The organism is Adhaeribacter radiodurans, from assembly GCF_014075995.1.
GTDB classification, from domain to species: Bacteria; Bacteroidota; Bacteroidia; order Cytophagales; family Hymenobacteraceae; genus Adhaeribacter; species Adhaeribacter radiodurans.
Genome location: NZ_CP055153.1, coordinates 38,625 through 64,176 on the forward strand (window position 1 = coordinate 38,625; position 25,552 = coordinate 64,176).

Annotated in this window: 27 protein-coding genes; 14 read left to right on the plus strand and 13 right to left on the minus strand. The window is 42.6% G+C overall.

The genetic code is table 11. From position 1 onward, the window contains the following. Nucleotides 1-10: 10 nt before the first annotated feature. The 3 genes from HUW48_RS00830 (at nucleotide 11) to HUW48_RS00840 (ending at nucleotide 3,426) form a co-directional block, all read left to right on the plus strand. A complete protein-coding gene (locus HUW48_RS00830; RefSeq protein WP_182413866.1) occupies nucleotides 11-886 on the plus strand; it encodes a universal stress protein in 876 nt (291 codons plus the stop codon). Nucleotides 887-937: 51 nt separating this feature from the next. Continuing rightward, on the plus strand, nucleotides 938-2,308 hold the full coding sequence (gene hemN / locus HUW48_RS00835; protein ID WP_220463978.1) for an oxygen-independent coproporphyrinogen III oxidase: 1,371 nt from the start codon (nucleotides 938-940) through the stop codon (nucleotides 2,306-2,308). 233 nt (nucleotides 2,309-2,541) lie between these two features. Next, a complete protein-coding gene (locus tag HUW48_RS00840; protein WP_182413867.1) occupies nucleotides 2,542-3,426 on the plus strand; it encodes a universal stress protein in 885 nt (294 codons plus the stop codon). A gap of 146 nt (nucleotides 3,427-3,572) precedes the next feature. On the opposite strand, the gene HUW48_RS00845 is transcribed toward HUW48_RS00840, so the two are convergent. From HUW48_RS00845 to HUW48_RS00870, 6 genes are all read right to left on the minus strand, one after another. Further along, nucleotides 3,573-4,325, minus strand: a complete 753-nt coding sequence (locus HUW48_RS00845) for a hypothetical protein (protein ID WP_182413868.1) — start codon at nucleotides 4,323-4,325, stop codon at nucleotides 3,573-3,575. A gap of 10 nt (nucleotides 4,326-4,335) precedes the next feature. Then, entirely contained in the window at nucleotides 4,336-5,364 is a 1,029-nt protein-coding gene (locus tag HUW48_RS00850) for a hypothetical protein (RefSeq protein WP_182413869.1), read from the minus strand. A gap of 202 nt (nucleotides 5,365-5,566) precedes the next feature. Further along, the gene (locus tag HUW48_RS00855; RefSeq protein ID WP_220463979.1) at nucleotides 5,567-7,120 is read right to left on the minus strand and encodes a helix-hairpin-helix domain-containing protein; all 1,554 of its coding nucleotides are present in this window, start codon (nucleotides 7,118-7,120) and stop codon (nucleotides 5,567-5,569) included. A gap of 287 nt (nucleotides 7,121-7,407) precedes the next feature. Beyond that, complete coding sequence (locus HUW48_RS00860) at nucleotides 7,408-8,814, minus strand: PP2C family serine/threonine-protein phosphatase (protein WP_182413870.1); 1,407 nt, start codon at nucleotides 8,812-8,814, stop codon at nucleotides 7,408-7,410. 314 nt (nucleotides 8,815-9,128) lie between these two features. Then, a complete protein-coding gene (locus HUW48_RS00865) occupies nucleotides 9,129-9,767 on the minus strand; it encodes a vWA domain-containing protein (protein WP_182413871.1) in 639 nt (212 codons plus the stop codon). Between the two features lie 429 nt (nucleotides 9,768-10,196). Next, nucleotides 10,197-10,364: a helix-turn-helix domain-containing protein gene (locus HUW48_RS00870; protein WP_182413872.1), complete on the minus strand. Its 168-nt coding sequence runs from the start codon at nucleotides 10,362-10,364 to the stop codon at nucleotides 10,197-10,199. A gap of 157 nt (nucleotides 10,365-10,521) precedes the next feature. Here HUW48_RS00870 and HUW48_RS00875 point away from each other — a divergent pair, with 157 nt between their 5' ends. From HUW48_RS00875 to HUW48_RS00895, 5 genes are all read left to right on the plus strand, one after another. Then, complete coding sequence (locus tag HUW48_RS00875; protein ID WP_182413873.1) at nucleotides 10,522-11,754, plus strand: FISUMP domain-containing protein; 1,233 nt, start codon at nucleotides 10,522-10,524, stop codon at nucleotides 11,752-11,754. A gap of 63 nt (nucleotides 11,755-11,817) precedes the next feature. Next, on the plus strand, nucleotides 11,818-12,027 hold the full coding sequence (locus tag HUW48_RS00880; RefSeq protein ID WP_182413874.1) for a hypothetical protein: 210 nt from the start codon (nucleotides 11,818-11,820) through the stop codon (nucleotides 12,025-12,027). Between the two features lie 27 nt (nucleotides 12,028-12,054). After that, complete coding sequence (locus HUW48_RS00885; protein ID WP_182413875.1) at nucleotides 12,055-12,219, plus strand: hypothetical protein; 165 nt, start codon at nucleotides 12,055-12,057, stop codon at nucleotides 12,217-12,219. Between the two features lie 402 nt (nucleotides 12,220-12,621). Further along, nucleotides 12,622-13,482: an NAD(P)-dependent oxidoreductase gene (locus tag HUW48_RS00890; RefSeq protein ID WP_182413876.1), complete on the plus strand. Its 861-nt coding sequence runs from the start codon at nucleotides 12,622-12,624 to the stop codon at nucleotides 13,480-13,482. 523 nt (nucleotides 13,483-14,005) lie between these two features. Next, complete coding sequence (locus tag HUW48_RS00895) at nucleotides 14,006-14,401, plus strand: helix-turn-helix domain-containing protein (RefSeq protein WP_182413877.1); 396 nt, start codon at nucleotides 14,006-14,008, stop codon at nucleotides 14,399-14,401. 244 nt (nucleotides 14,402-14,645) lie between these two features. Here the strand turns inward: HUW48_RS00895 and HUW48_RS00900 are convergent, their stop codons facing one another. Further along, a complete protein-coding gene (locus HUW48_RS00900; protein WP_182413878.1) occupies nucleotides 14,646-15,116 on the minus strand; it encodes an SRPBCC family protein in 471 nt (156 codons plus the stop codon). A gap of 9 nt (nucleotides 15,117-15,125) precedes the next feature. Continuing rightward, a complete protein-coding gene (locus tag HUW48_RS00905; RefSeq protein ID WP_182413879.1) occupies nucleotides 15,126-15,620 on the minus strand; it encodes an SRPBCC family protein in 495 nt (164 codons plus the stop codon). Between HUW48_RS00905 and HUW48_RS00910 the strand changes: the two genes are divergently transcribed. After that, the gene (locus HUW48_RS00910; RefSeq protein WP_182413880.1) at nucleotides 15,619-15,771 is read left to right on the plus strand and encodes a hypothetical protein; all 153 of its coding nucleotides are present in this window, start codon (nucleotides 15,619-15,621) and stop codon (nucleotides 15,769-15,771) included. The genes HUW48_RS00905 and HUW48_RS00910 overlap by 2 nt on opposite strands. An 85-nt stretch (nucleotides 15,772-15,856) precedes the next feature. Beyond that, a complete protein-coding gene (locus HUW48_RS00915) occupies nucleotides 15,857-16,837 on the plus strand; it encodes a GlxA family transcriptional regulator (protein WP_182413881.1) in 981 nt (326 codons plus the stop codon). A gap of 166 nt (nucleotides 16,838-17,003) precedes the next feature. Here HUW48_RS00915 and HUW48_RS00920 read toward each other — a convergent pair whose 3' ends face one another. Further along, on the minus strand, nucleotides 17,004-17,162 hold the full coding sequence (locus tag HUW48_RS00920; protein WP_182413882.1) for a hypothetical protein: 159 nt from the start codon (nucleotides 17,160-17,162) through the stop codon (nucleotides 17,004-17,006). Between the two features lie 347 nt (nucleotides 17,163-17,509). After that, complete coding sequence (locus HUW48_RS00925) at nucleotides 17,510-18,178, minus strand: ADP-ribosyltransferase (protein ID WP_182413883.1); 669 nt, start codon at nucleotides 18,176-18,178, stop codon at nucleotides 17,510-17,512. 500 nt (nucleotides 18,179-18,678) lie between these two features. On the opposite strand from HUW48_RS00925, the gene HUW48_RS00930 reads away from it, so the two are divergent. From HUW48_RS00930 to HUW48_RS27150, 4 genes are all read left to right on the plus strand, one after another. Further along, nucleotides 18,679-19,308 carry a pyridoxamine 5'-phosphate oxidase family protein gene (locus HUW48_RS00930; RefSeq protein WP_182413884.1) on the plus strand — a complete coding sequence of 210 codons (630 nt, stop codon included), beginning with the start codon at nucleotides 18,679-18,681 and terminating at the stop codon, nucleotides 19,306-19,308. Next, nucleotides 19,305-19,574, plus strand: a complete 270-nt coding sequence (locus HUW48_RS00935) for a hypothetical protein (protein WP_182413885.1) — start codon at nucleotides 19,305-19,307, stop codon at nucleotides 19,572-19,574. The genes HUW48_RS00930 and HUW48_RS00935 overlap by 4 nt, the downstream gene beginning before the upstream one ends. Before the next feature lie 572 nt (nucleotides 19,575-20,146). After that, nucleotides 20,147-21,310: a glycoside hydrolase family 43 protein gene (locus HUW48_RS00940; RefSeq protein WP_182413886.1), complete on the plus strand. Its 1,164-nt coding sequence runs from the start codon at nucleotides 20,147-20,149 to the stop codon at nucleotides 21,308-21,310. A gap of 132 nt (nucleotides 21,311-21,442) precedes the next feature. Beyond that, nucleotides 21,443-21,565, plus strand: a complete 123-nt coding sequence (locus tag HUW48_RS27150; RefSeq protein WP_262891480.1) for a hypothetical protein — start codon at nucleotides 21,443-21,445, stop codon at nucleotides 21,563-21,565. 486 nt (nucleotides 21,566-22,051) lie between these two features. On the opposite strand, the gene HUW48_RS00945 is transcribed toward HUW48_RS27150, so the two are convergent. From HUW48_RS00945 to HUW48_RS00955, 3 genes are all read right to left on the minus strand, one after another. Then, on the minus strand, nucleotides 22,052-22,972 hold the full coding sequence (locus tag HUW48_RS00945; RefSeq protein WP_182413887.1) for a ketopantoate reductase family protein: 921 nt from the start codon (nucleotides 22,970-22,972) through the stop codon (nucleotides 22,052-22,054). Between the two features lie 127 nt (nucleotides 22,973-23,099). Continuing rightward, nucleotides 23,100-24,554 (minus strand): MBL fold metallo-hydrolase, encoded by a 1,455-nt coding sequence (locus HUW48_RS00950; protein WP_182413888.1) that lies wholly within the window; start codon nucleotides 24,552-24,554, stop codon nucleotides 23,100-23,102. Between the two features lie 158 nt (nucleotides 24,555-24,712). After that, nucleotides 24,713-25,546 (minus strand): MBL fold metallo-hydrolase, encoded by an 834-nt coding sequence (locus HUW48_RS00955; protein ID WP_182413889.1) that lies wholly within the window; start codon nucleotides 25,544-25,546, stop codon nucleotides 24,713-24,715. Between the last annotated feature and the right edge of the window lie 6 nt (nucleotides 25,547-25,552).

The following is a 25,552-nucleotide window of genomic DNA, read 5'->3' on the forward strand; positions in this document are numbered from 1 at the left end:
TAATATAATTATGAAAAAGATGTTAGTTCTGACTGATTTAACGGATAACAGCGCCAATGCTTACCGGTACGCCGCTCAGCTAGCCTGCCAACTACAAGCCAGTATTCAACTGGTCTTTTCCTTTAACGGGGCCGCCATGACGCTCAACAGTCATTCTCTCCATTCGCAGAAGTTGCAAAGCTTTGCCAAGCGTTATGCCTGTGCGTCGCTGCAAAAAAATGATGGAAATAGAACCGAATGTTTACTTTGCAGTGATAAATGGCTGGAGGCACTACCGCTTTTAGTAGGAGTACATCAACCCGATTTAATAATTGCCGGCTCTGATATTCTGGAACAAATTCACCAGGAGCAAGGCCCCATGCCCTTGCAGGCTTTAGAGCAGTATCCTATTTTGTGGGTGCCCGATCAGGCTCATTTCCAGGCACCTAAGCACCTGTTATTTGTTACCGATTACACCGACCAGGATCCGGCTATTGTGGAACAGGTAAAAGCTTTTGCGCATCTTTTTCAGGCAGAAGTTACTTTGATTCACTTTTATAGTGCAACAGACCGTGTACGATTGGCCCAGATTAAAAAAGAAGGGGAAGTTTTGCACCGGTTACTAGCTTCTACTGGGCTCCGGTATTATTTGCGCGAGGAAGAAGATACAGTAAAAGGTGTATATGCGTTTACCACCGAAAACCCGGTAGATATAATTTTATTTGCTACTCGCGATACGCACCTTGCTCATAAATATTTCAGCTCCTTCAACCAGAAAAATCTAAGCCCAAATGCTACGGTTCCGCTCCTGAACTTATACCAGGAACTGAAAAAGGCTTGCGCCGGCAATTGCCGATTATGCCAAGAAAGTAAATCTACCGCCGCTATAAGTGCACTCGAATTGTAAAATCAATTCTAAAATTACATAGTTAAGAAATTAGTAAAGCAGCAAGAAGAGATGGAAATAGTAATGGCTTCTTTGATTGAGAAATACAACGTGCCGGCTCCCCGCTATACCAGCTATCCCACGGTACCTTACTGGAATAAGGAGGCACCTTCTGCCAGCCAATGGATGGAAGTAGTGAACCGGACGTTCGCGGAATCAAATGCCTCGAAGGGAATAAGTATGTATATTCACCTTCCTTTTTGCGAGGTTTTATGTACGTATTGCGGTTGTAATACCCGCATCACCAAAAATCACGGGGTAGAGCAGGGATATATCCAATCTTTGCTGCAAGAGTGGGAAATGTACGTAAATCAATTTCCGGAAAAGCCGGTTATCCGGGAATTGCATTTAGGCGGAGGTACCCCTACTTTTTTCAGCGCCCAGAACCTTCGGTTGTTATTGGAAGGAATTTTCAAGAATGCTAGTATTCACCCGGAGCGGGAATTTAGTTTTGAAGGCCACCCTAATAACACCACCGCCGAACATTTGCAGGAACTTTATGATTTAGGTTTCCGGCGGGTAAGCTTTGGTATCCAGGATTTTGATCCTTTGGTGCAGTTAACCATAAACCGCATTCAGCCTTACGAAAACGTAAAATTTGTAACAGAAGCCGCCCGCCGTATTGGGTACGATTCCGTAAACTTCGACCTGATTTACGGTTTGCCTTACCAAACGCAAAAAAGCATAGCCGCTACTATCGACCAGGTAGCAATCTTAAAACCCGACCGGATTGCTTTTTACTCGTATGCCCACGTGCCTTGGGTAAAACCCGGCCAACGCAGTTACACCGAGAAAAATTTACCCGATAATAGCGAGAAAAGAGCCTTGTACGAATTGGGGCTGCAAAAACTGAATGCCTTAGGTTATACGGATATCGGCATGGATCATTTTGCCCTGCCGCACGATTCTTTGTACCAAGCCATGCAAACCCAGACCTTACACCGTAATTTTATGGGCTATACTACTTGCCACACCGACCTGTTAATTGGCTTAGGAGTTTCCTCTATCAGCGATGCCAAATACGGTTACCTGCAAAACCAGAAAAAGGTAGAAGATTATAAAGCTACCATAGCCGCCGGAACGCTCTCTATTACAAAAGGACATTTATTATCTGCTGAGGATTTAATAATAAAAGAAGCCATTTTGGCTATAACCTGCCACGGCAAGTTAACCTGGACCAATGAAGTAACTAGTTTATTGGAGGAAAATGATTTTAACCAATTAGCCGAAATGGAGGCTGAAGGTTTAATTATAAATACAGCACAAACCCTGCAAATTACCGCTTTAGGCAAGGCATTTATCCGCAACATTGCTATGGTTTTCGACCGTAAGCTTCAGGACCAACAACCCAGTGCCTCACCCATTTTTAGTAAAGCTATTTAGGGGTTTAGGTCTAATTCTATTAAGAGCATTTCACAAAGTTGTAATTTCTAGATTGGGCAATCAGAATGTTTATTCTGTTCCATGATGATCTTTATCATGATGGAACAGAATAAACGTCATAAAAAAGCACCCGTTTAATTAGTAGATTTGGTTTTAGCGAAAGTCAATAACAAGCTTTTACTCCTGGTTATTTTAGTGCCCGGAAAAAGTAATACTATTTAAAGCCAAATCTTATGAAAACGATTCTAGTACCCACCGATTTTTCTGAGACTGCCACTAATGCTCTGCAGTACGCCGCCGCTATAGCTAGCCAGGTGAAGGGCAAACTGATAATAGCAACCATTATTAACTTACCCGTTGCCCCGGTACTAAGTGAAGTAATTAACCCAAGTCTTGTTTCATTGGAAGAGGATTACAATAAAGAATTAAGTCGTTTAGCAGAAAACTTGCGCGAGAAGTGTAATCATCAGTTTGAGGTAGAAACCATATGTCAATACGGTTTTCTTCTGGCAGATTTGAACGAGATAGTAAAAGCGGAAGCGGTAGATTTAGTAGTTATGGGAACAAAAGGCGCTACTAATTTGCTGGACAAACTGGTTGGCACCAATACCTCCGAATACATAAAAATGGCTACCTGCCCGGTTTTGGTTATTCCGTCCGGGGCTACCTATACTGGGATTAAAAATATTGCCTACGCTTCTGATTTCGAAAGTGAGGAAAAAATAGTGTTGCAACAGCTATTTGGTATTGCCGAACCGTTTCAAGCGCAAGTTGCTATCGTAAACGTTCAAACAAATTACCAGTTAGATATTGTACCGGATAAGGAAATTATACAGGATATTAAAAAGAACTTTCCGGATAAGAACTTTAGATTTGCCCAGGTTCAGAAGAGTAAGGTAGTAGCCGGGCTGTACGAATTTATTCAAGAGAATCCGGTAGAGGTACTAGCTGTTGCTATTCAGCAACAGGGAGTCGTAGAAGATCTGTTTCATAGCAGCATTAGCAAGCAACTGGTTCAGCAAACAAAGTTGCCGCTACTCACGCTACCCACCAAGCCTTACCGAAAATCGGGGATAAGGTCTATAGCACAAAAACAACCTGCCATTAAGGTGAATTGATTTTTAGGCTGCCGGTTATAAAATTTACTGCATTAGCCCAGTAACAATTGTAGCCATTATCTTGCCCTTACTAAATAATAGTAAGATAGTATAAGGAGTTACGAGTAGGAGCTTTTCTTTCCTAAGCAGTATTAATTATACTCACTTTAAAAATACTGGGCAATTTTCTGCAATTCGGTTTCAATTTCTTTTTGCTTTTTTTCTCCGGCCAGCAGGAAAGAGTTCTTGGTGGTATTCAGTTGGTCTTTGGTTAAATCAATTTCCTGGGTTAGCTGGTTAATTTCGGCTTTTAAGGCATTCATCTTTTGGGTTAAGGCTTGTAATTCTTCGGCCTTCTTCTGGATTACTTGTTCTTTTTGGCGTACTTCTTTCAGGTACTGCTGGGCATGAGCGCTTTGAAAAGTGTTTAAATCGCGGCCAATAATATTTAAATATTCCTGACCCGTAGATAAAAGTTTTTCTTTGGTGAGGCCGGTACTTTTTAACACGTTAAACGCCATTTTGTACTTTAGCGCTTCGTCCTGAATATCGTCGATATCTACTTTGCTATCTACAAATTCTTTAAAATCGGTTCCCTGGAAGAGCGGGTTTTTGGCGTTAGCTTCGTCGATTAAGCGTTCAAAGTATTGTTCATGTTCCGGTAAAGAACCCACCAAAGTACCTCCCGGCGAATAAGTGGGGGTTTGATTAATGGTGGGTACGGGCGTACTGCTGCCCGTAATTAAAGGATGTTGCGCATTTTCGTTGGGTGTAGGCGTGGGCGTTACCACCGGCGCTGCAGATGCAGGAACCGATGGAGCCGGAGTAGGGGAGGCAACAGCCGGTTTATTTTCCTGGGCCTTATTCTTATCGTCCTCAAACTCCACGAAAGGCGTTAATAGCTGTTTTAGAAAACTCATAGCAGAATTATTATTTATTCAGGCTCAGTAAGAAGCCAATGGTAAAGTTGGCATCCCAGTCAAAAACGAAAGTGTCGGTGTTGGTCGCATCGGCAATGCCTTTGTAAATATTTAAGCCCGCTGCCATTTTTTTATCGGCAGCTTTGTAATCGTTCGGGTTTTTTAAAACGGTGTAACGTTCTTCGCCGTTGCGGTGCTGATTGGCTAAGGTAAAAGGCACGCCCCCCAGGATAAAACCTACGTTGCGTTTGTTTTCGGGAATCTGACTTACTTTCGATTTTACTTCGTTGTATACCTGGTTATCCGGAACATTTTTCTCGTAATACTTGGCTCCCGGCAGCTCCAGCGATTGTAATGTGCCATTTTCTTCCCAGGATATTTTAGTGTTGCCCGAGCCAATATCCACTAAAAAAGAATTATCGGCAAAGGAGGGGGGCACGGTGGCCCTAAAGCCAAATTTACCTTCTTGGTCAGCGGTAACGTTATTTACTACGTAGCCTACTTTTTTTAATTCGTTGCTGATAATAGTAGTTATGGGTTCTTTCTGAGCTCCGGAAGAAATAACAAAGTGCATATTGTTTTTGGACACGCCTTTATCAAACATACTAGACAAATATTTTTTTAATCCTGCCCGAATATCCTCGGTAGTTGCCAGGCCTTCGTAGGTAAGCGACTGACCAAAATCTTTCGATACAATTTCCCAGCGTTTCTGGTTATCCATGTTTATTACGAAAGAATTAAAACCGGTAGCACCCACTTCTACTACGCCCCGTAAAGTGCCATTTTCGGGTTTTTCGGGAGTATAATTAAATTCCCGCGTTTCGGTTTTATTTGCTGTTGTATTAGTTTCGGAGGTATTAGAAGTTGCCGAAGGCGTTAAATTGCCGTTATCCGCCGAAGCATCTGTGGCAGGTGGAGTAGTAGAAATTTGAGTGGAATTTTCTTTTTTTATCTCCGATAAACGCGGACTAATGGCAAAATAGCCAAGCGCTCCCATTATCAGGAGGATTACAATAATTCCGGCTGGTTTCAGTCTCATTTTATACTTTCTATTTTTAGTTATTTGTTCTGTTTTAGTAAAAAAGCATCTGTTTTTCCGAAGAAAGTTTTTTGGGCTACGTAGCTAAATAATCTCTTCCGCAAGGACATGGAAAAAATTTGTTGTAAGTTTTTATCACTTAGTAAATTTTAGCAATTCTTTGCGAACTTATATTTCTCATTTGGGCAACTTGCCAATAGTTTTATTTATTAGCTATAGTTATTACCACTACCCGGCCACCTTCTTCTTTAGATAATAATAATTTTTTGCCATCGGTAATATCTACCATGGTATTAACGGGAATTTCTTTGTCTTCGGTTAAATCTTTAAGGGAGGTTAGTTTCTGATTCACGAACACCCATTTATTTTGAAAAAAAGTAAAATAGCCCACCGGAATTTTTTGCTCCGCCGTCAGTTTTTCGTTCCGTACTACATTCCGGTTTACGTGCCATTGAAACAGATATTGATTGTGATACACCATTAACCGGTGATTTTCGGGCTTCCAGACGGTTGGTTTAAACTCAAAATATAAATCCAGTACGGGTACGGTTCCTTTCACCGGTGTACCGCAAAACGGACATTTGGGCGAAGCGCTATTATCAAAAACAAACCATTTCTGGTTGCAGTGCGCATTGCTGCAAGGCTGCATTAAATCGGTGGTTTTGAGCAAAGCCTGTTCCCAGGTGTCGGCATTGGGCCGGAGATTAGGATTATGCAAACCGGTTACGAATGCCTGATCGAACAAGGTTTTTAAATACGGGCCGGTAAGCGTGTAAGGCAATTTAGTTACATCTGCCCAGGGCAAGGCCCATTTAGATACCTGATCCAATTTCGGCCGGTTAGAAGTATCCGTTGGATGCTCAATAAATAAAGCTTTTTCGCCCATCGAAAGTAAATCGTCCTCTTCGGTATCCAGGGAATTGATTTTGCCTCCTTTTAATGGGTGCCGGTATAATAAATACATGTAAATCATTACCGCTAAAGCGTGCAAATCGGTGGTGCGATTGGCATGTTTGCGGTTCGGGTCTCTTAAATTCAGGTGTTTAGTGGCCAATACTTCTGGCGCAATAAAATCGGCGGTACCAATTACATCTGGCGGATACAAGCCCGGCACTACCAGTCCATCAATATCAATAATCGTAGCCGATTTACTTACCGGATCGATGAGCACGTTTTTATACGAAAGATCAGAGTGGGCCAAACCCGCCGCGTGCATGCGTTTAACACCCCGGGCGATTCTTACGCCAATCTGGAAATAGCTTAACCAATTGCCCAGTTCGCTTTCATCGAGGCGCAGAGCAAATTGCTTGTTTCGAAATTTGGCCGAAGCAAACCACAAACCTTGTTTTTCTTTTCCTTTTATGCCTTCGCTGGTCGCATAGCCTTTTTTAAAAAAGAAGTTTTTGTTATAGGCCGGTACAACCAATCCAACTTTCCCATCTACCTCTACCATATCGGTGGGCCAACAGTACAGTTCTTTGTAATAATCGCCCCCTTCACGGTTAAAAAAACTATCGTAGTATTGGGTAACCAGTTTCTTTAAGCGTTCGCGTGAGTTATAATCCTGCTTGTCGCGGTAAAAAGCTACCACGTACGATTTATCTGGTCCAAAATAAACATCTTTCATGCCGCCCCGCATGGGCTCGCCATTATCCACGTACTCGTACGTTTTACCGGCATGAATCAACGATGGCGCCGATTTTACATTCGTTCCAGGTCCGGGATTATTAGAAAAGGTGCCTATAATACTTTGCACTTGTTAATTATTTTAGAGTAATAAGTAATTAGGTTTAGGTACTTAAGTTATTGGTTTTAATATATTCTGTCCTTTGGAGGTACACTACTAGTAAATCCTGTTTTCTTCTACCGCAAGCGTCTTTGCTCGTGGTTCCCATTGGCTGGCCTCTGGCCAGCGTAGGCGTGACGGCTACCTAAATTCATCACGAGCGAGGACGCTCGCGATATTGGCTACCCTGCTTTACTTCTCGCGTAAATAACTTGCGCGTTATTAAGATTATTCCTCATTTCTGTTTAACAAATAGCTCAAAAAACAATAGCTAAAGTACGGTCGTCGTGGTTGCCGGGACTCCAGAAATCCATCCAGCGCGAAAGCTGTTCTTCTATTTCTTTGTTATCAGGGCTCAGTTCAACTGCTATTCCTTCTTCGTTTTGGCCATTCAAATCAGCCAGGAATTCCTGCCATTTTTGAATGTTGGGTAAGTTGGCTTCCACCACAAACTTGGGGTCGTAAATGCCATCCGACATCATAATCAAATACGAAAAATCAGCGAGTAGTTTAAAGCCAAACCGGGTGGCAAATTTCTCGCTTTGAAAAATTTCCGGCATGGTGATAAACCGGGTGCCACCACCAAATTCGCCTACATCCAGCCAGTTCATTAAGTTTACTTCCGAGATGTCTTTATTCAACACGGCAATCGGGCAATCCCCAACGCCAAACGATAGCAAAGCGTAACCAACTTCGTATTTTTTGAATAAAGTAAAAATTAAGGTGCTGCTTAAATCCTTTAAAGTCAGGCTTTCCTGCGCTGCAAACGTTTCCAGTTGTTTATGCACTTGAAAGGCCGCTTTTCCTAGATTATTGTACACAAACCGGTTTAACTTCTTCTGCGTATCGTCGCTGGTGTTTTGAATGTGTTGCTGCAACAAGTCATCAAATTCAGCTAAACTTTCCACCGAAGCTTGTTCCTGAAAATAATTTACGATACCCTGGCAGGCCATAGAAGAGCCTTTCCGGGAAAGTTTGGCACTGCCCGCCCCATCGGCCACTACTACTAAACTCCAACCATTTGCTAAATCCTGAAAAGCAAAATCATCTTCCCGGAACGAGCCCATATTCGCGTGAGAACGGCCTCGCTTCGACGAAACCAATATATGTCTATCCCCAAGTGGGGCAAACATAGTGAGGTTGTCGTCTTTCCAATGCGGGTCGTTTGTATCGCTTTCCAGATTCTTCCACAAACTTTTCGGGTCGGGGTTAATAATAAGCGTTACTGGTTTATGGTTAAAAGCATCCTCTTCTGGTTGGTCTGCCACTTTAAATTTAAAAAGCAGTTTTATATCACCGCTTTGGGTGGGTACCCCGCTAATTTGTTTGGTTGTATCGTCGTAGGTTAAGCCCACTCGTTCCAGTCCATCCCACTCAAAAGCAATAATATCCGGCCAGTTAAACTTATCTAAATCAAACTCGGCCTGATATGGTTTGCCCACTGTAGCATTGGCAAGGCGGATGGGCTGTTGCATGATTTCCGCTATTCTGTCCTGCAGTTTCCACTTAGCCATAAGCTCGTTTTGATTTTGAATTAGAGTATTAATAATAGTTAGGTTCTGCTCATCCTGCAGAAATTCCTCGAACAATGACTGTCGGTTTTCCGGTATGGTAATTTGGTTGCATTTAAAAAGCTGAGTCACCACTTGTTTTACATTACTCATTCCGGCTCATTTATTTTATTTCAACCTGCATCTACGTATTCTGGAAAAAAGTAAGTTCAAATCTTAAAAATAGCGTTATAGATAAGGCAGAGGTATTTTTCTCCCCTTACCCCCTCTAAAGGGAGCTTTTCGCTAATGGCTCTTTCCTTAAGTTATTTAGTTCACAGGGTACTAAGCCGTATTTTTAATATTCAACCAGTGCTTCCCCAATTTAATTTCCAAAAATATAATTAGCATCTAATTAGCCGGAAATCCTTTTTAGCCTACTTCCTTATTTCTAATTTCTAATTCATAATTTCTAATTTGGCAAAGCCCTACGTTACAATATTTAACTCGGAAGGAGGCGGTGGTAACTCACCCAAAGCGGTAACTTCTTTGCCGGCATCTTCTACTTTGGTAGAGGTAACACCAATAGAAGCACTTACCCAAGTAAAGAACTTGGCAATACTTTGACTATCGGCAGTATCGAGGCTTACTACGTTTTCAGTTATTTGCTTTAACAAGTTAGAGTCGGCCGCGCTGCCTGCGGCGCAAGCCACGGTGTAAGCCGTTTTGCGTTGCTTAAATTCAACTAAGCCACTTTGCCAATCGTCCGTCGGAATTCCATCCGTCATAATAAATACCAGCGGTTTCCAATCGCCTTTTTGTTCGGCAGTAGTTTTAGTAACTTCATTGTCGATGCAAGTAGAAACTAACTTTAAAGCTTCGCCCAGACTAGTGGTGCCTGTAGCCTTGATATCTACCATTTGAAAAGAAGCTAAATCCGTGAGGGGTACTATTTGTTTAGCTTCACTGTCGAAGGTAATAATGCTGATATAAGCCGTTTCAATAGCTTGCGGATTTTGGCGTAAAGAGCTAATCATTACCTGTACACCATTTTTTACCGCTTCTATGGGCTCGCCGGTCATAGAGCCGGAAGTGTCTAATAATAAATAGACGGGTAGTCTTCTCATAGTTCTAATTATTTAAAATACGATTATACACTTAAAACGAGGCTACAGCCAAAATCTTAGTAGCTGTAAAAACTCTCTCAGAATGTTTATAGAATTCAAATCTTAAACGTAGGCCTTCGCTCAAAGTTTACTACCCGGCTCTTGCTTCCAGGCGAAATTTAGGTAAGCGCCGGTTTTAGTCGGTGAATTTTAATTTAGCAAGAACCTGTTTTATTTGCCTTTGTAAAAAAGTAGCGGCACTTCATTTAGTAGAAATTAAATAGTATCCGAATGGATAAAGTTTAAAATGCAAGCAGCAAGAATATCTTAAGATAGCGGCGTCGAGAAATTAGCCCGTACCAGGTTTAGCTTCCTTTAACCCGTACTCGGTGATGAACAGGCTTCTGGTACGTAGTAGCGGTATTTCTGAATTTAATTTAAAAATATTTACTAAAACTTCCGGCGGAGGTGCTGCGAAGGACTAACCCCGAAATACTTTTTAAACGCCACCGAAAAATGATGCCCGTGTTCGTAGCCCAAAGTAAAAGCTACTTCATCTAGGGTTACAACAACAATACGTCCGCTATTAAACCCGGGTCTATTTCCCTGAACCCACACTTAATCTGAATTATCTTTTAAAATTACTAAGAGTAAATCTTGGCTTTTACCAAGATTAATGCCGGCCGCTTGCCTCACCTTTGCTCTGGCAATAAGGCTATTACTTGAATTAAAATACAATCTAAAATCAACCGATAAATTTTGTCTTAACTTAAAAATGAAAAATTTAAAAAATTTACTTTCTACGTTGCTCCTTAGTGGACTTGTAGCATTTACTTTGGGAAGTTGCGAGCCGGATGAAACCGCCCCTGAACCTGATCCCAATAATCCCGACACTCCTGGCGAAGTAATTCAAACGCCTTTTACTTCTATTCCGGACGAACTGGTAGGCAGCTGGTACGCCGATCATAATGCTAATTCATTAACGGTTAACTGGGAGCAAGGCACTTTTCAGGGCGAACAAGGTTTCCGCGAGTTTCGCACCATGGTATTCACCAAAGATGGTAAGAACGCCATTGAATACACTTCCGAAATTTTTAATATGGGCGATGAGGTGAAGCAATACTTATTTAAACGCGTGGGTACCCTGGAATACAAAACCAATCCAATTTCCTTAACCTTTCACGTGCAATCGGGCAAAGTGCGGTATTTCAGTAATAAGTTCACCGGTTACAAAGAAACAGAAATGGTGCTGAAAGACTGGCCTACGTACTTTAGCGTATTGCTCAACCCGGAAGCCACGAGCTATTCATCCTCCACCAATTACTTAACCGCCAAAAGAACTGATGGCGCCAACCAGTACTCGGTACGCTACATTAAAGTAGATAACAACAACCCCAGTGGAGGAACCACTAACCCCGATGATCTGTATTCGGCCCCGCCTGCTTCGGGCACGTTCGTTAAGATCGACAACAAATACTATCCTACTGTCACCATCGGTAACCAGGAATGGATGTCGGTAAATTATGCCGGTACCGGCGGCATGAACGATTCGGAAAAACCTCAGTACGGTACTTTCTACCGCTTTATGGATTTAAAAAATGTTACTGTGCCCGAAGGATGGCGCATTCCGACCAAGCAGGATTACATTAAATTACTAAAATCGCAAGGTTTAGAACTAAACGATTGGGGCTCTACGGACGGCGAAGATTTGGCTTCTAAAAAGAAATTAGGTCAATTAATAGCAGTTAAGGGCTGGTTAAAGCAAGATGGGTACGCTAACAACAAATCCGGGTTTAACGCCATCCCAGCTAACTATAAAATTGAGAACGCCAGCCCTTACGGGGAAGGTACGAACTGTTACTTATGGACCGCCGAAACCGATGCCAATGAAAATCCGATAGCTTTCCAGATTATTCAGATGCCCAGTGATACGTACGCAGGTTTTACTACCTTCCCCATCGGGTATTTTCTGCAGCACTTACCCGTACGGTTGGTACGAAATAAGTAGGCAGGCAATTAACTTGTTTTTAGCCTGAATTTTGGTTGTTTCAAAATATCCTTCCATTTAAACATGCTTTCCGATCAATCCTTTTTAATTCTGGTGGCCGGACCGTATCGTAGCGGCCCGAGCCACCATTCTCTTTTAAATCAGGATAATGGCACCATCCTGTTGGATGCGGCGCTGCAGTTGTACCAAATGGGACATTTACCTATCCTGAGCGAGTGGGTAGCTTTGCCCATTTTAAAAGCGGCTGATTCCAGAGAAGTAGGCCATACCTGATTTTATGCACTTTTTCATTCCATTGCAGTGCAGTTAATCGATCATTGCAACGCTGTTCTACGTTTAGGTGGAGCTTCTGCCGGAGCCGATGTTTTAGTAAATATTGCCCGCTTAAAAGGAAAGGTTATCTTTCATCATTTATCCGAAATCCAAAGTGCAAATCCAGCTAACCAAAGTCGGGTACTGCTTTAAATAGAAATCTTCCTGAACTTTAAATTATTAACTGCCTGGTTCGATTAGAAAAATTGCTTTCAGTTCTCGATTAAGTCGATGCTAAACTTGGCGCGCGTAATTAGTAAAACTGGCGCGAGCGTCCACGCTCGTGTCTACTATTCGGGAGACCTCTGGCCGGGCAAACGGATTAGCTTTTACTAAGGGAAACTAAATTATTCATTAGCCAGAAGCTAGACAATATTCCTTACAAGCGAGTACGCTCGCGCCGGAAAGTTATTTATATTTTTATTTATTCTTCTCTCGCCACAACTCTCCCGGTCCTAATTACGAATGACACCTGTAACGCTTCCTCGCGGCTAGTAAACGTTTTGGCGGTTAAAAAGCAGCGCGCAAGCATTATCTTATTTTAAAAATCTAAAAATGAACTTGAAAAATATTGGTTGGATTGGCCTGGGAAAAATGGGAATTCCGATGGCGAAAAATTTACTAAATGCCGGTTATTCAGTAACAGTTTACAACCGCAGCAAAGAAAAAGAAGCAGCATTGCAATCTATAGGTGCCAATACGGCCGAATCGCAGGCGCAACTCCTGCAGCAAGCTGAAGTCATTTTCCTGATGATATCCGACGACCAGGCTACCCGCGACATTTTCACCGGCGAACAAGGTTTGCTTAGCGCCCAGGCTACCGGAAAAATCATCATCAACATGAGCACCGTTTCGCCGGGCGTTAGTAAAGAAATGGCCAACTTGTGCCAGGAACAGCAAAACTATTACCTCGATGCACCTGTTTCGGGCAGCGTGAAGCAAGCGGAAGAAGGGCAATTAGTAATTATGGTGGGCGGCGAGGAAGCTATTTTTAACCAGGTTAAACCCATCCTAGAAAAACTCGGCAAGTTAACCCTGCGAGTGGGGGATACCGGGGCGGGTAATACTGCCAAATTAGCCATTAACACTTTACTCGGATTTTACGCCCAAGGCCTGGCCGAGGCCATTATTTTTGCGCAACAACGCGGTATTCAACCGCAGAATTTATTAACCCTTATTGGCAACAGCGCCTTAGGAAATATTTTTACTAAATTGAAAGGAGAAGCCATTCTGGCGAATAATTTTCAGCCGGCCTTTGCCTTAAAACACATTGCCAAAGACTTGCGACTAGCCAAACAAGAAGGCTCTCACACCCCTCTGGCCGAAGTAGTGCAAGCTACCTTTCAGCAAGCCGAATCTGCTTTAGGCGAAGAAGACATTATCGCCATTTTTAAGCATATAAGCCCTGTTATTTAAAGTGAGACCACTAACTCATTCAGGGCTTTCACCGGTAGTAGAACTTGCTCCGCAGGTAAATCCTACCCAATTTCCTCCGAGTCTTCTATTTTATCGCGAGCGCTCTCGCTCGTAAGGAATATTGTCCGGCTTCTGGCCAATGGATAATTTAGTTTCTTTTAGTAAAAGCTAATCCGTTTGCCCGGCCAGAGGCCTCCCAGATGTTTAGCTACGAGCGTAGACGCTCAAGCCAGCTTTGCTACTTAATTATAAAAAAGAATACTGACATCAGTTTAGCTATGGAGGGGCTTTTAGCGTTCCGGTGTTGCGCAGTAGCCTAGCGCAGTGCAGCGAGCCAAGGTTCGCTAAACCGGAATCCTCCTCTTTTTTCAAGAGGGAGGTGCCGTAGGCGGAGGGGTGAGCCAAACGAGGCCCGCTGGCCACGAGGCAAACTTAGCTGGTTCAAACAAGTTAGCACCAATAACTAGAGACTTGAAAAGCCCCCAAAGACAACCCCGACCTATTTAAATAAATCTCTTAAAACTTGCTACAACTGAAACAACGGGAAGCTATCCTGATTTTACTTAAAGCCAACCCGCAACTGCACCAAGTTTTATTTGATTTTTCGGAGCCGGGCAAAATTGATCTGGAAGCTTTTATACTGCAAAACTATCATTTTAACGTAGAGCTCAAGCGTTTTGCTTATTTAACCGGTCGCAGCCTGGCTACTTTTAAACGCGATTTTGAGAAGATATTTCACCTATCGCCGAGCCGCTGGTTGCAGCAACGCCGTTTGCAGGAAGCGCATTACTTAATCAAGGAAAAAGGTAAAGCTCCTTCCGAAGTTTACCTCGATCTGGGCCTTGAAGATTTGTCGCATTTTTCGTTTGCTTTCAAAAAAATGTTTGGCGTAGCCCCTACCCGAATTTTGCAAGCTTAATAAAAGGCACGAAACAATCAGTAACTTATTGATTATAAGTATCTGTTAAATTAGAGTCAGCAGGTATTTATATGTATATCGGCACTTGTTGTTCGGTCTTGTATTAAGTTTTTAACCCATTAGTAGTTGCCGCTCATTATAACTCAATACTTATTTATTTTAGCAAATACCGGCCAACCCAATAGGCTCTAACTAGCTCAGATAACTATTTTTTCTGGGGCGGGTGAAAATTGCTTATGCCGGACTAAGCGGTTGCACTTGTAATTGGCATTTGATTTACTTTTCTATCGGGTTGGCCTTTACTGGTAGTAATTAAGTTAAATAAACTGCCCCGGATGTAGCCGTTCCAGGCGTTGGAACAAGCATTAAAACATTCTACTTCGGGCACTAAACCTACATGAGTAAAACTAATCTGCGTTTGGTTATACTGCGGAATAATTTCAAAAATAATCTTTGTGTTGGTCCATTCCTGCTTATCCTGAATAAAATTAAGATTACTGTCGGTAATCCGCCATACTACTTTTTTATCCGGAATAACGTCGATTAACTTTTGTTTCGAGTAATGCACGTCTCCAAAGCGTACGGTAAATTCATCGTGCAGATTTTGGGAATTACCGGCCAGGTTTTCGGTCCACCAGGCAGTTACGTTGTTTATGCTTTTAAAAACTTCCGCTGCCGGAGCATCTACCAGTAAGGTTATTTTATAATCTTCCATTTTTAAAGTTTAGTTTTGGCTAGCAAGGTGTTTTTCTAAGAGTTCCTGATTAAATCCGCCTTCTTTCGCATTGGGTTGGCCTTGGCCGATAGTAATCAAGCTTCGTAAACTATTCTGGATGTAATTAGTCCAGGCATCGTGGCAAATTTTATAGCATTCCTGTTGAGGCACTAGGCCCTGGTGGGTAAAATAAACTTGCGTTTTATCGTCTTTTTCCGAGATCTCAAAAATAACCTTAGTGTTCTTCCATTCGGCTTGGTCTTGGGTAAAATTAAAATAATTACGCAGCACCAGCCATACCATTTTCTTGTTTGGCACCACTTCCACTAATCTAAATCTGGCAACGTGCACGTCTTTGTAATGATAGGTAAACTCCCCGTTTAACTCGGCGGTATTACCCACCACTTCTTCGGACCACCAGCCGCGCACATTGGTAATGGCCTGGAATACTTCTTCGGGAGTTTGGTTAACTACTAGGGTGGTGGTAAAATCGGCGTTTGTCATGGTTTTAGCGTTTTGTTTAAGTGTTTCCTTAGGGAGTATTTTATTTTGGCAAGCGGTAAAACTAAAGGCAGCAAAAAGTAAGCAGATAGCAGATTTTTTCATAGCAGTAAAAGCAATGGCGGAAAACTTATTTAGTAAATGTATTGGCTAAATACTGCTTTGGTAGGGTGTAAAACAGACTTTCTGATGGGTTGATTTAGCCACCCTAAAATTTTATCTTTGATAGAAAAACGGACATGAAACATTTGACGATTATTGTTCCGGACGGGGAAAATAACCTGAGCAGCATTGTAGGCGCTTACAAAATATTTACCCGGTCTAATGTCTATTGGCAAGAAACCGGCCGCGCTCCATTGTTCAACATTCAGTTAGCCGGCATTTCCGAAAAGGTTGATTTTTACGAGGGTTTGTTTTCGGTGAGGCCCCACACCCACATTGCCGCCATTGCTAAAACCAATCTCATTATTATTCCTTCCTTAAATCATAATTACGAAAAGGCTTTGCAGGCCAACGAGTTGCTGGTTAATTGGATCCGGAAACAATACAAAGCCGGGGCCGAAATTGCCAGTATTTGTTCGGGAGCTTTTATGCTAGCGGCGGCGGGAGTGCTGGACGGGAAAAGTTGCTCCACGCATTGGGCGGTGGCAGATAGTTTTAGAAAACGGTTTCCGGAAGTGAATTTACAAACCGATAAATTAATTACCGACGAAAACGGCATTTATACCAACGGCGGCGCTTATTCGTTTTTGAACCTCATCCTGTACCTGGTTGAGAAATACTATGATCGGCAAACCGCTATTTTTTGTTCCAAAGTATTTCAGATTGAAATGGACCGGCAAAGCCAATCGGCATTTACTATTTTTACCGGCCAAAAGCAGCACCACGACGACATGGTACAAAAAGCCCAAGCCTTTATTGAAAGCAACCTGGACGAGAAAATATCCATGGAACATTTATCAGCTCAATTTGCGGTAAGCCGTCGCAACTTTGACCGGCGGTTTATAAAAGCTACCGGCAACACGCCCGTGGAATACGTGCAACGCGTAAAAATTGAATCAGCGAAAAAGACCTTAGAAACCAGCCGCAAAACCGTGAACGAAGTAATGTACGGAGTAGGCTACTCCGATGTAAAAGCGTTCCGGGAAGTATTCCGGAAAATTACCGGTATGTCGCCGCTGGAGTACCGGGGCAAATACAACAAAGAGGCTATGGTGTAAAGAGTTAAAACCCTAGGCGCAATAAAGAAAAGCACGCTATATCTTAAAGTAATTTCCTCCCACAATAATCTAAGAAATAACCGGCTAATAAGACTCTTTTCGAATTCATTTGATTCCACGAAATGGAATGGCAGTTTTAAATGGTTTATGCAGATATAAACAGGCTCTAACTCTCCGTTTCACCCAACTCGTCCGGTGCATCCGAATTTTTATGTTTATCCCGGTTCGCTTTTTTTTCAGCCAGAAGGCGCTTCTGGTGTTCTTGCTTTTCCTTAAATTCTTTTTGGCGCTGTTTCTTCTGTTGATCTCCTGATCTCGTTGTCATGGCCTGGTTTAGTTTGGTTAAATTTAGTCAGCGGCGATTTAGCTAAACAGTATGCTTTATTACGAATAATACGCTCAGGAGATTGGCTCTTTTGAAATGCGGGGAAGGCATCTATGGTGCGGATTTACCTCCGTGCCTTACTGTTATGCGGAGAGTTCGCGTTAGCGGTCTCTCCGCATTTCCGGACAGCCAATCTCTGATTGGCGTAAAATCAAAATACTGACAAACGCCAATCAGAGATTGGCTGCACAAAAGTACTTAGAGCGCTACGCTAACTCTAAGCACAACAGAGGAGAAATCCGATACTATTGCTTAAATATATTTAAGAATGATGATCTTAAATATATTTATATGTCTAAATCAATTAAAGACAACCTTTCATTTTCACCTAAACGATTTTTGTGATTTAATCTATGGTAGAGAATATTATCATAAATTGTTATTCCTTTTTCTTCTTTTACCTCTTCCAATTTTATTAATATTTTATATCTATCCCCTGTCGTCGATAATATTTTAAAACTCGTATTATTCCTGTATAATGCTTCCATTTCGCATTTCTTTCCCCCGTTATCATCAATATTATGTGCATTAGAGTCAACACTAGTTGTAATCTCAAATAATATTGATGTGTGGTTGACTCTTACTTTTTCTTGAGAACTTGATGTAAATGCGGGATAGATAATTGTTTTACCACTCCTTTCATTAAACCATTTTTTTACATACCAGTTAGGTTGGGTTGAGCTTTCCATTCTAAACAAAGTTGTACTACTCATTTTAGGGCAACTATCTAAAGCTATATTTAAATATTTTATAAATGCTTCAGAAGATGAATCTTTGATTCTGTTTTTAGTTCTCAAATAGGGATTAATTCTGTTATATCCATGATTTACATAACAATCTATACTTGCTTTTAGTGGATCTTTATGCCGGGCAAATTGCCCAGCAAGGTTGGTTCTATTGCTCAAATCAACTGATTTTATAAATTTTGTTAGCGCTTCTAATTCGTCTTGTGACATATTATACTTGAAATGTAACCAGTTTAAATTTTTCTGTTTTTTAAAGTAAATTATTTTTTACTAATGTTATGCGAATCCAGCACTCATTTTGTCCCTTTTAACAAGCGTGCTATTTATGGATTATCAATAAGATACATAAATAGAGCACACAGAATCAGTGTAACAATTTTCCTGGTTCTAGTTGCTATGCGTGAATTAACACAACACCCTACACATTATCCATAAGGCTAATCTCTGATTGGCGAAATGGAGTATTCTGGTAAACGCCAATCAGAGATTGGCTGCACAAAAGTAGTTAGAGCGCTACGCTAACTCTAAGCACAACGGTAGATTTCATCAGCCTTTTAAAAGTAGACTGATAGATTGGAGTTCATATTTTTAACTCAACATCCAACCTGCATATCCGTCATGCATAACCCAAAGCGTAAATACCCAAACACCATCTTCCAAACGAAGCATTATACCAGTCTGTTTAAGATACACCTCCAACCCCGAAAAAGATGAACTATAGTCAATTAGCTTTTTCTGATGCCGCCAAAGAATTACAGCAGGAATTTGGGAGTCGGCAGATTTACGAGCGTGTGGAAAAATACCACGTGGTAGATGGACTGACCGAGAATGAAATAAAGTTTATCGCGGTTCAGGATTATTTTTACCTGGCCAGTATCGGCGAGAACGGTTACCCCTACATCCAGCACCGCGGCGGGCCCAAAGGCTTTGTAAAAGTACTCGACGAGCAAACGCTGGCTTTTGTGGATTTTTCGGGCAACCGGCAATACATCTCCGTCGGCAACATTGAAACCAATCCCAATGTGGCACTCATCATGGTGTCGTACCCGCACCGGGCCCGCCTGAAAGTATACGCTCAGGCCAAAGTAGTGCCCCTCACCGACGAACCCGAACTGTTTGCTCAGATAGACCCCGCCGACTACAAACACCGGCCGGAACGTATGCTGGTACTAACGGTACAAGCCTACGATTGGAACTGTCCGCAGCACATTACCCCGCGCTACACCGCCGAAGAACTGGAACCCGCCTTCGCGGCCCAGCGCCAACGCCTCGCCGATTTGGAAGCGGAAAACCAAAAATTAAAAGCGGAACTGGAAAATTTAAAAATCACCCCGAAATGATCACGATTTATTACCCACCGGATAACCACCTGATCCCCACCTGGCAAGCCCGTTTAGAGAAGCTAGCTTTTAAATACGAGTTAATTCCCCAGGATACCGTCACCGAACCGCGCCTCGCAGACGGCGAAGAACAAGCCGAAGGAATACCAGCCATAGAAGCACATCTGGAAAGCCTGGAACAGTTCAAAAAAGATTGGTACGACTCCCGCTGCGACCGCTATGATTTCGACCCGGATGCTCCAGGTCACGGTTTCACCATTATTTAGTTAATTATTCCCTTATTCTAAGAGGTTATCTGGTTTTAACAGGTAACATGGCAAGTAATATGGCGCGAGCGTCCACGCTCGTGTCTGCTATTCAGGAGGCCTCTGGCCGGGCGAACCGATAACCCTATATACAAAGGATATACAGATAAATTCCAACCGGCCAGAGGCGGGAGGATGGGGCATCACGAGCGTGGACGCTCGCGATAGAACTGGAAGGATAACTTAAACTTAACCGCTAGGTCTCTTCCACTAGTTTGCCTTAAAACAGTTATTTACTCCAATTCAAAACTCGCCTTAGGTATGGGTACTTCTTCTTTCTGAAGTTCCAAGATGGCAATTCACGGTAATTGCTTTCGCTTTAGTTTCTTTTAACTTAGATTGCAACTGGTATTGTCAGGCTTTGACGGATAAAGGTTTTTTTTGGATAACTTTTGGCTGTTAACTTTCAATTTTTAAAATTAACGAAGAACCACAAAGGATCTCGCTAGAGTCAGGCTACCAATTGCTTCGGTTGCTATACAAAATAACAGCCTGTATCAACCGAATCACGAACAACCAACAACTCTATTTGTATGATAAAAAATACGCTTTTTTTATTTTGCCTGATTACCGGACTAAACTGGAATTCCGCCTTGGCTCAAACCACCGCTCCCAAGGTTGCGCCCGCTAAAGTTACCTATACCAATCCCTTAAAGGTAGAATTTGGCGATCCATACGTGTTACGCACCAACGGCATGTACTACATGTACGGCACGGGTGCGGGCGCCAACAAAGGGTTTTCGGCTTATTCTTCCAAAGATTTAGTAAACTGGAAACCGGAAGGGCAAGTATATTTCCACAATAACAAAAACGGCTGGAGCGACCCAAATGCCAGTTGGGGCGGGGCGTACTGGGCACCGGAAGTATACGAGGTAAAAGGCAAGTTTTACTTGTTTTACAGTGCTCAATGGAAAGAAAACCCGACTAAAGAAGTAGAAAATTTTAAAATTGGCGTGGCCGTGGCTGATAAACCGACTGGTCCTTTCGTAGATCTGGCCAACAAACCGGTTTTCGACCCGGGTTACCCAGTAATTGATGCCAATGTTTTTTTCGATACCAACGGCAAGGTTTACTTATACTACTCGCGGGCCGCTTACAAACACCCCGTAGCCAGCGAAATAGCCGATTGGGCTCAAAAAAAAGGCTGGTTTAAAGAGATTGAAGAAAGTTGGGTATACGGGGTAGAGTTACAGCCTGATTTTTCCGGCATAATTGGCGAACCGGTTTTATTGCTGCGCCCGCCCGTAAAACTCAGCGACAAGCAAGCCGAATGGGAAAGCCGTTCGGTTACCTCCAAAGAAGTAAACCGCCGCTGGACCGAAGGCTCCGTTACATTTAAAAAAGGCAATACCTATTACATTATGTATTCGGCTAATTACTTTGGTGGTCAGCATTACGCCGTGGGCTACGCTACATCTAACTCGCCTTTAGGTCCGTTTAAAAAAGCGGTGAACAATCCGGTATTGCAGAAAAACTCAGCCAAAGGCGGAACGGTAACCGGCACGGGCCACAACAGCATTACCTACTCTCCGGATGGCAAAGAAATGTTCTGCGTGTACCATGGCCGCACCACCAAAACCGGCGACGAACGCGTGGTTTTTATTGATCGCATGGAGGTGAAAGATGGCGTACTAAAAGTTTACGGGCCTACCACTACGCCGCAAAAGCTTCCTTCAGGAGTCAAACACAACGAGTAAGAAGTAAGGTTCTTTCGGGTGGTTATGCTTAAGCTATTATAGATTTTGCTTGCTAGTAAGTGTTTTCTTTGGAGTCTTTTCAAGTCTCCATACTCAGGTGCTATCGTGTTTGACCAGTAACCAGTTTGCCTCATGGCCGGCGGGCCTCGTTCGGCTCTTTCGGGCAGTTTAGCGAACCTTGGCTCGTTCCACTGCGCCATGCTGCTCCGCAGCACCGGAACGCTAAAAGGCCCTCAACAGCCAAACTGGTATTAATCGAGCTTAACTACGGCTTTTCTTCCACATCCAGTATAATTAATCTGTTTGATTAAGTAGAAGGAAAATGATTTTAATTGGCTGCTACTAATGACAAGAATTAACGGAATTAAACTTCCTCGTCCTGCTTACCCTCTCAGTAAATCCTAATAAATTCGGCTTAATACCATCCAATACTACTAAAAAAGACAAAAGCAGTAGATATTGTCAACTGACATCAGTTTGGCTGTGGAGCACCTGCTAGGGTTCCGGTTTTGCACAGCAAAATTCCGCAGACGGAGCCGAGGAAAGGAAGGCTAGCGAGTGCGGAAGAGCCAAACGAGGCCCGCCGGCCATGAGGCAAACTGGTTACTGGTCAAACTAGGTAGCACTGCCATCTGGAGACTTGAAAAGGCTCCAAAAACAACATTAAGCTCTGCTAGAAAACTACTTCTTACTATTTAGTATTATACTTCTGCTAGATAAGAAAAAACAAAATTCAAGCTACTAACCAATATAGCCAAAGTGTTTGGCAATTTTTAGGTAAGTAGGAGCCGGGACCTGGTACTTTTGAGCCAGCCGAACCATCGCAAAAATAAGCTCTTCCCGCTCGTCGGGTTTGTTAGCAGCTAAATCTTTCTGGAAAGACGTGGTAAACTCCCCGGTCAGATGATCCAGAATAGCTGTATTATTTTCTACAATCTCTGCGCTGGTGGTATAATTTGCTGCCCGTCCGATTTGTTCCAGTTCCCGGAGTAATCTTATAAATACTTCACGGTATGCGGGTATTTGCTGAATAGCTTTGGCTTTAACATGATAATATCCACCTACGGAGGCAAACGCCGAGGTAAAAGCTAATTTTTTAAAAATTTGACTAAAAATATCGGAGCTGTATTGTACCTCTATGTTGCTTATTCTTAAATCAGATTCTAAGGTTTTGAGGATGGGGTAATTGGCTTTGCTTTGGTTAGCAAAACCATAAACAATCCGGAAAATTTGGTTGTTCTGGGTAATTTCGCCGGGTGCCGACACGTAGCCGGTAATGTAAATACAGCCATCGCAAATACTTTTCGAAGGTAAGGCGGCCCGGAGAATATTACCTGTTTCCATGGAGTTCAGGATAGGGATAATAATGGTTTGCGCGTCGGCTACCTTCTCCAGAACCGGTATAATTTCTTTGATGCTGTAGGCCTTTACACAAACAAAAACAATAGCAAACCGCTCTTGGCCCAGCCCGGTTTGAGAAACAGCTTTTACGTTCGGAATAGTTATTTTTTCCTTATTGTACCGGTTAATAATTAAGCCTTTCTCCTGAATAGCCGCTAAATGTTTTCCGCGGGCCACTAAGGTAACATCGAAATTACTTCGCGCCAGAAAACCACCAATTAATCCACCGGCGCCTCCTGCACCAATTATTAAATACTTCATTTAAATCAATTAAGTAGTAGCAGTCATCTTTGATTTTAGTTGATGCAGGGGCAATTTAAGGAAAAGCTTTGAAGCACGCGGTAGTACGGAGAAAAACCAGCACCATCACGTACTTCAATTATGGGCTTTATTTTATAGCTACCGGCTTTTTATAATCCACTACCGCAGCTCCCAGGTCATAAATTTGAGCATTGGGTAAAAGCTTTTTTAAAATACTGCTGGCCGTAGCTGAACGGTACCCGGATGCGCAATTAACCAGGATGGGTTTACCGGTCGGGATCTCGGAAAGGCGCTGGGTTAATTCGTGTAACGGAATATGAATACTGTTTTTAAAAACGGTGGTCTCGTTTATTTCCTTGATGGTTCTTACATCCAAATATGTAAATTTATTTTCTTCCGGATTAAAGGTGCTTTTATTAAAAGCTGTAAACTGGTTACCGTTGGTGGCATCATACACAAAAGCCCCTTTTATCTTAGATTCGTAGCCAATGGCAGCTACTTTTTTTACAACGCTTTGTAAATTTACTTCGTCGGCGGCAACCAAATAAAATTCAGATTCAGGAGCTACCATGCTGCCCAACCAGGTTTCGAAAGCGCCCCCACCTTGAATGTTAATGGCGTTGGTTAAATACGAAGCTTTAAAAGCAGCAGCCGGACGACTATCAATAATTAAGGCATTGGCCTCGGGTTGGTAATTTTTGGGTAAGTACTTTATTTTGGCCAGGCTAGCTTTTAACTCAGGTGCCCCGATAATATTTAGGCCCACTGCATACGGGAAGTACTTGGGTATAAATGGCTGATCGCTCAACAACAAGCTCACAAACTCCGCTTTGGTTCTTTTTTCGAAAGCGTAGTTATGCTGTTTTTCGTAGCCAATGGTGGAACTGGCAGCTTTCCGGATAGACCGGCCACACAAAGAACCCGCTCCATGAGCCGGATATAGAATAACGTCATCCTCCAGTTTGGCAAATTTTTCGTGAATGGTATCGTACATCATTTCAGCCAGGCGTTGCCGCTGCGCATCCGTATTTTTTGAAAAATCGCGCAAATCAGGACGGCCTACGTCGCCAATCAGCAAAGAATCACCGGAAAATACCGCCCGGTCTTTCCCGCTGTCATACAACACCACGGATATATGATCGGGTGCGTGCCCCGGCGTATAAATAGAGCGCAAACCTACTAAACCGGATAACTTTATGGTGCGCCCTTCGTCGAAAGCAGTGCCTGGGTATTTGGGCTTAGTGAGGCTACTAGCATAAATCGGCACTTGCAGTTTTTGGTGCATTTCCAGGTGGGCGCTGGCAAAATCGGCATGCGGGTGGGTTTCAATTACGCCAATAATCTGGGCGTTGTGCTTTTGGGCGAAATCATAGTAAATCTGTGGATTTCGTTGCGGGTCAATAATTACTATTTTATTATCCGCCAGCACCGCGTACGAGTAATGCGCCAGTCCTTTGTCCTCGAATTGTTCAATTACGTAATTGCTGGCTACCGTTACGGTTTTACTCAACAACTGGCCCGGCTTCACCAACGACAGCAAACCAACACCGCCCAGGTTAACTATAAATTTTCTTCTTTTCATTTGTCAAAACAATCTGGGTAGCTCGTAATTTTTAAAAAATTCATCTGTTTCGCCTCTCAGGGCAATCAATCGAATACTTAAATGTACGAACTTATTTTCAAGATAATTCTCTTGCTCTTATTTCGACGTTACACGAAAAGTTTGAGTTCCTTTTGGGTCTAAAGTTCTATCGTTTCACCGTCCTCAGGAATGAGCAATTTGTCTTTACTAATTTTTAATTCTTCTGCTTTTTTACGGAGCGATTCTCTGGTGGTACGGCAATGGTCCAGAGCATTCATGTGCACCGCAATAATTTTTGCCTTACCGCTTTCCCGGATTAACGCCATGGTTTGTTCCTCATCCATTAAAATAGGCGTTTTCTCGAACTTTGGTATTACGGCTCCTCCGGAGTTAACAATGATATAATCGGGAGCAAATTTTTGAATATTCTTTTTTATCTCTTCTGTCCAGATACCATCTCCCACGATATAAACGGTAGGTTGATTCTTCGCCGTTAACACATAGCCGGAAGTCTTCCCCATCATTTTTAGTACTTCCCCGGTGCCATGTTGGGCTTCTATCCGGTGAATGCTTATATTATTCCAGGCGGTAGTGTTATCCAGAGATACCGCGTTCGTAAAGTTTTCTTTTTTAAAAAAATCTGCATCCGCCGGTTGATTAATGAGTTTTATGGATTTATTTAAAATTTTGCTGGCTGCCTCATCAAAATGATCCGGATGGCTATGCGTTACCAAAACCAAATCGAGCGCATTCACAATTTCATCGGTCGGCATCTTTAAATCAACTGTAGGATTTCTTTCGATTCCGGCAAAAGATTGCAGCGCGCCTTTTGCAGACAACATGGGGTCGACCAAAATTTTCTGCCCGGCATAGTGTATTACTAGGGTAGCATTTCTGATTAACTGCACACTTGTTTTGGTGTTGGTTTTACTTTGGGCAAAAGAAAAAGTAGCGAATAAGGCAAACGCTACAACTAAAAATACTCGTTTCATGATTAT

Excerpts from the sequence above, each read along its gene's own strand:
- HUW48_RS00830 (WP_182413866.1), top strand. The coding sequence starts at position 11 with ATGAAAAAGATGTTAGTTCTGACTGATTTAACGGATAACAGCGCCAAT.
- HUW48_RS00945 (WP_182413887.1), bottom strand. The coding sequence starts at position 22,972 with ATGAAGTATTTAATAATTGGTGCAGGAGGCGCCGGTGGATTAATTGGT.
- HUW48_RS00955 (WP_182413889.1), bottom strand. The coding sequence starts at position 25,546 with ATGAAACGAGTATTTTTAGTTGTAGCGTTTGCCTTATTCGCTACTTTT.
- HUW48_RS00905 (WP_182413879.1), bottom strand. The coding sequence starts at position 15,620 with ATGACAAACGCCGATTTTACCACCACCCTAGTAGTTAACCAAACTCCC.
- HUW48_RS00865 (WP_182413871.1), bottom strand. The coding sequence starts at position 9,767 with ATGAGAAGACTACCCGTCTATTTATTATTAGACACTTCCGGCTCTATG.
- HUW48_RS00950 (WP_182413888.1), bottom strand. The coding sequence starts at position 24,554 with ATGAAAAGAAGAAAATTTATAGTTAACCTGGGCGGTGTTGGTTTGCTG.
- HUW48_RS00935 (WP_182413885.1), top strand. The coding sequence starts at position 19,305 with ATGATCACGATTTATTACCCACCGGATAACCACCTGATCCCCACCTGG.
- HUW48_RS00930 (WP_182413884.1), top strand. The coding sequence starts at position 18,679 with ATGAACTATAGTCAATTAGCTTTTTCTGATGCCGCCAAAGAATTACAG.
- HUW48_RS00850 (WP_182413869.1), bottom strand. The coding sequence starts at position 5,364 with ATGAGACTGAAACCAGCCGGAATTATTGTAATCCTCCTGATAATGGGA.
- HUW48_RS00880 (WP_182413874.1), top strand. The coding sequence starts at position 11,818 with ATGCTTTCCGATCAATCCTTTTTAATTCTGGTGGCCGGACCGTATCGT.
- HUW48_RS00915 (WP_182413881.1), top strand. The coding sequence starts at position 15,857 with ATGAAACATTTGACGATTATTGTTCCGGACGGGGAAAATAACCTGAGC.
- HUW48_RS00920 (WP_182413882.1), bottom strand. The coding sequence starts at position 17,162 with ATGACAACGAGATCAGGAGATCAACAGAAGAAACAGCGCCAAAAAGAA.
- HUW48_RS00890 (WP_182413876.1), top strand. The coding sequence starts at position 12,622 with ATGAACTTGAAAAATATTGGTTGGATTGGCCTGGGAAAAATGGGAATT.
- HUW48_RS00840 (WP_182413867.1), top strand. The coding sequence starts at position 2,542 with ATGAAAACGATTCTAGTACCCACCGATTTTTCTGAGACTGCCACTAAT.
- HUW48_RS00910 (WP_182413880.1), top strand. The coding sequence starts at position 15,619 with ATGGTTTTAGCGTTTTGTTTAAGTGTTTCCTTAGGGAGTATTTTATTT.
- HUW48_RS00860 (WP_182413870.1), bottom strand. The coding sequence starts at position 8,814 with ATGAGTAATGTAAAACAAGTGGTGACTCAGCTTTTTAAATGCAACCAA.
- HUW48_RS00925 (WP_182413883.1), bottom strand. The coding sequence starts at position 18,178 with ATGTCACAAGACGAATTAGAAGCGCTAACAAAATTTATAAAATCAGTT.
- HUW48_RS00940 (WP_182413886.1), top strand. The coding sequence starts at position 20,147 with ATGATAAAAAATACGCTTTTTTTATTTTGCCTGATTACCGGACTAAAC.
- HUW48_RS00900 (WP_182413878.1), bottom strand. The coding sequence starts at position 15,116 with ATGGAAGATTATAAAATAACCTTACTGGTAGATGCTCCGGCAGCGGAA.
- hemN (WP_220463978.1), top strand. The coding sequence starts at position 938 with ATGGAAATAGTAATGGCTTCTTTGATTGAGAAATACAACGTGCCGGCT.
- HUW48_RS00875 (WP_182413873.1), top strand. The coding sequence starts at position 10,522 with ATGAAAAATTTAAAAAATTTACTTTCTACGTTGCTCCTTAGTGGACTT.
- HUW48_RS00845 (WP_182413868.1), bottom strand. The coding sequence starts at position 4,325 with ATGAGTTTTCTAAAACAGCTATTAACGCCTTTCGTGGAGTTTGAGGAC.
- HUW48_RS27150 (WP_262891480.1), top strand. The coding sequence starts at position 21,443 with ATGGCCGGCGGGCCTCGTTCGGCTCTTTCGGGCAGTTTAGCGAACCTT.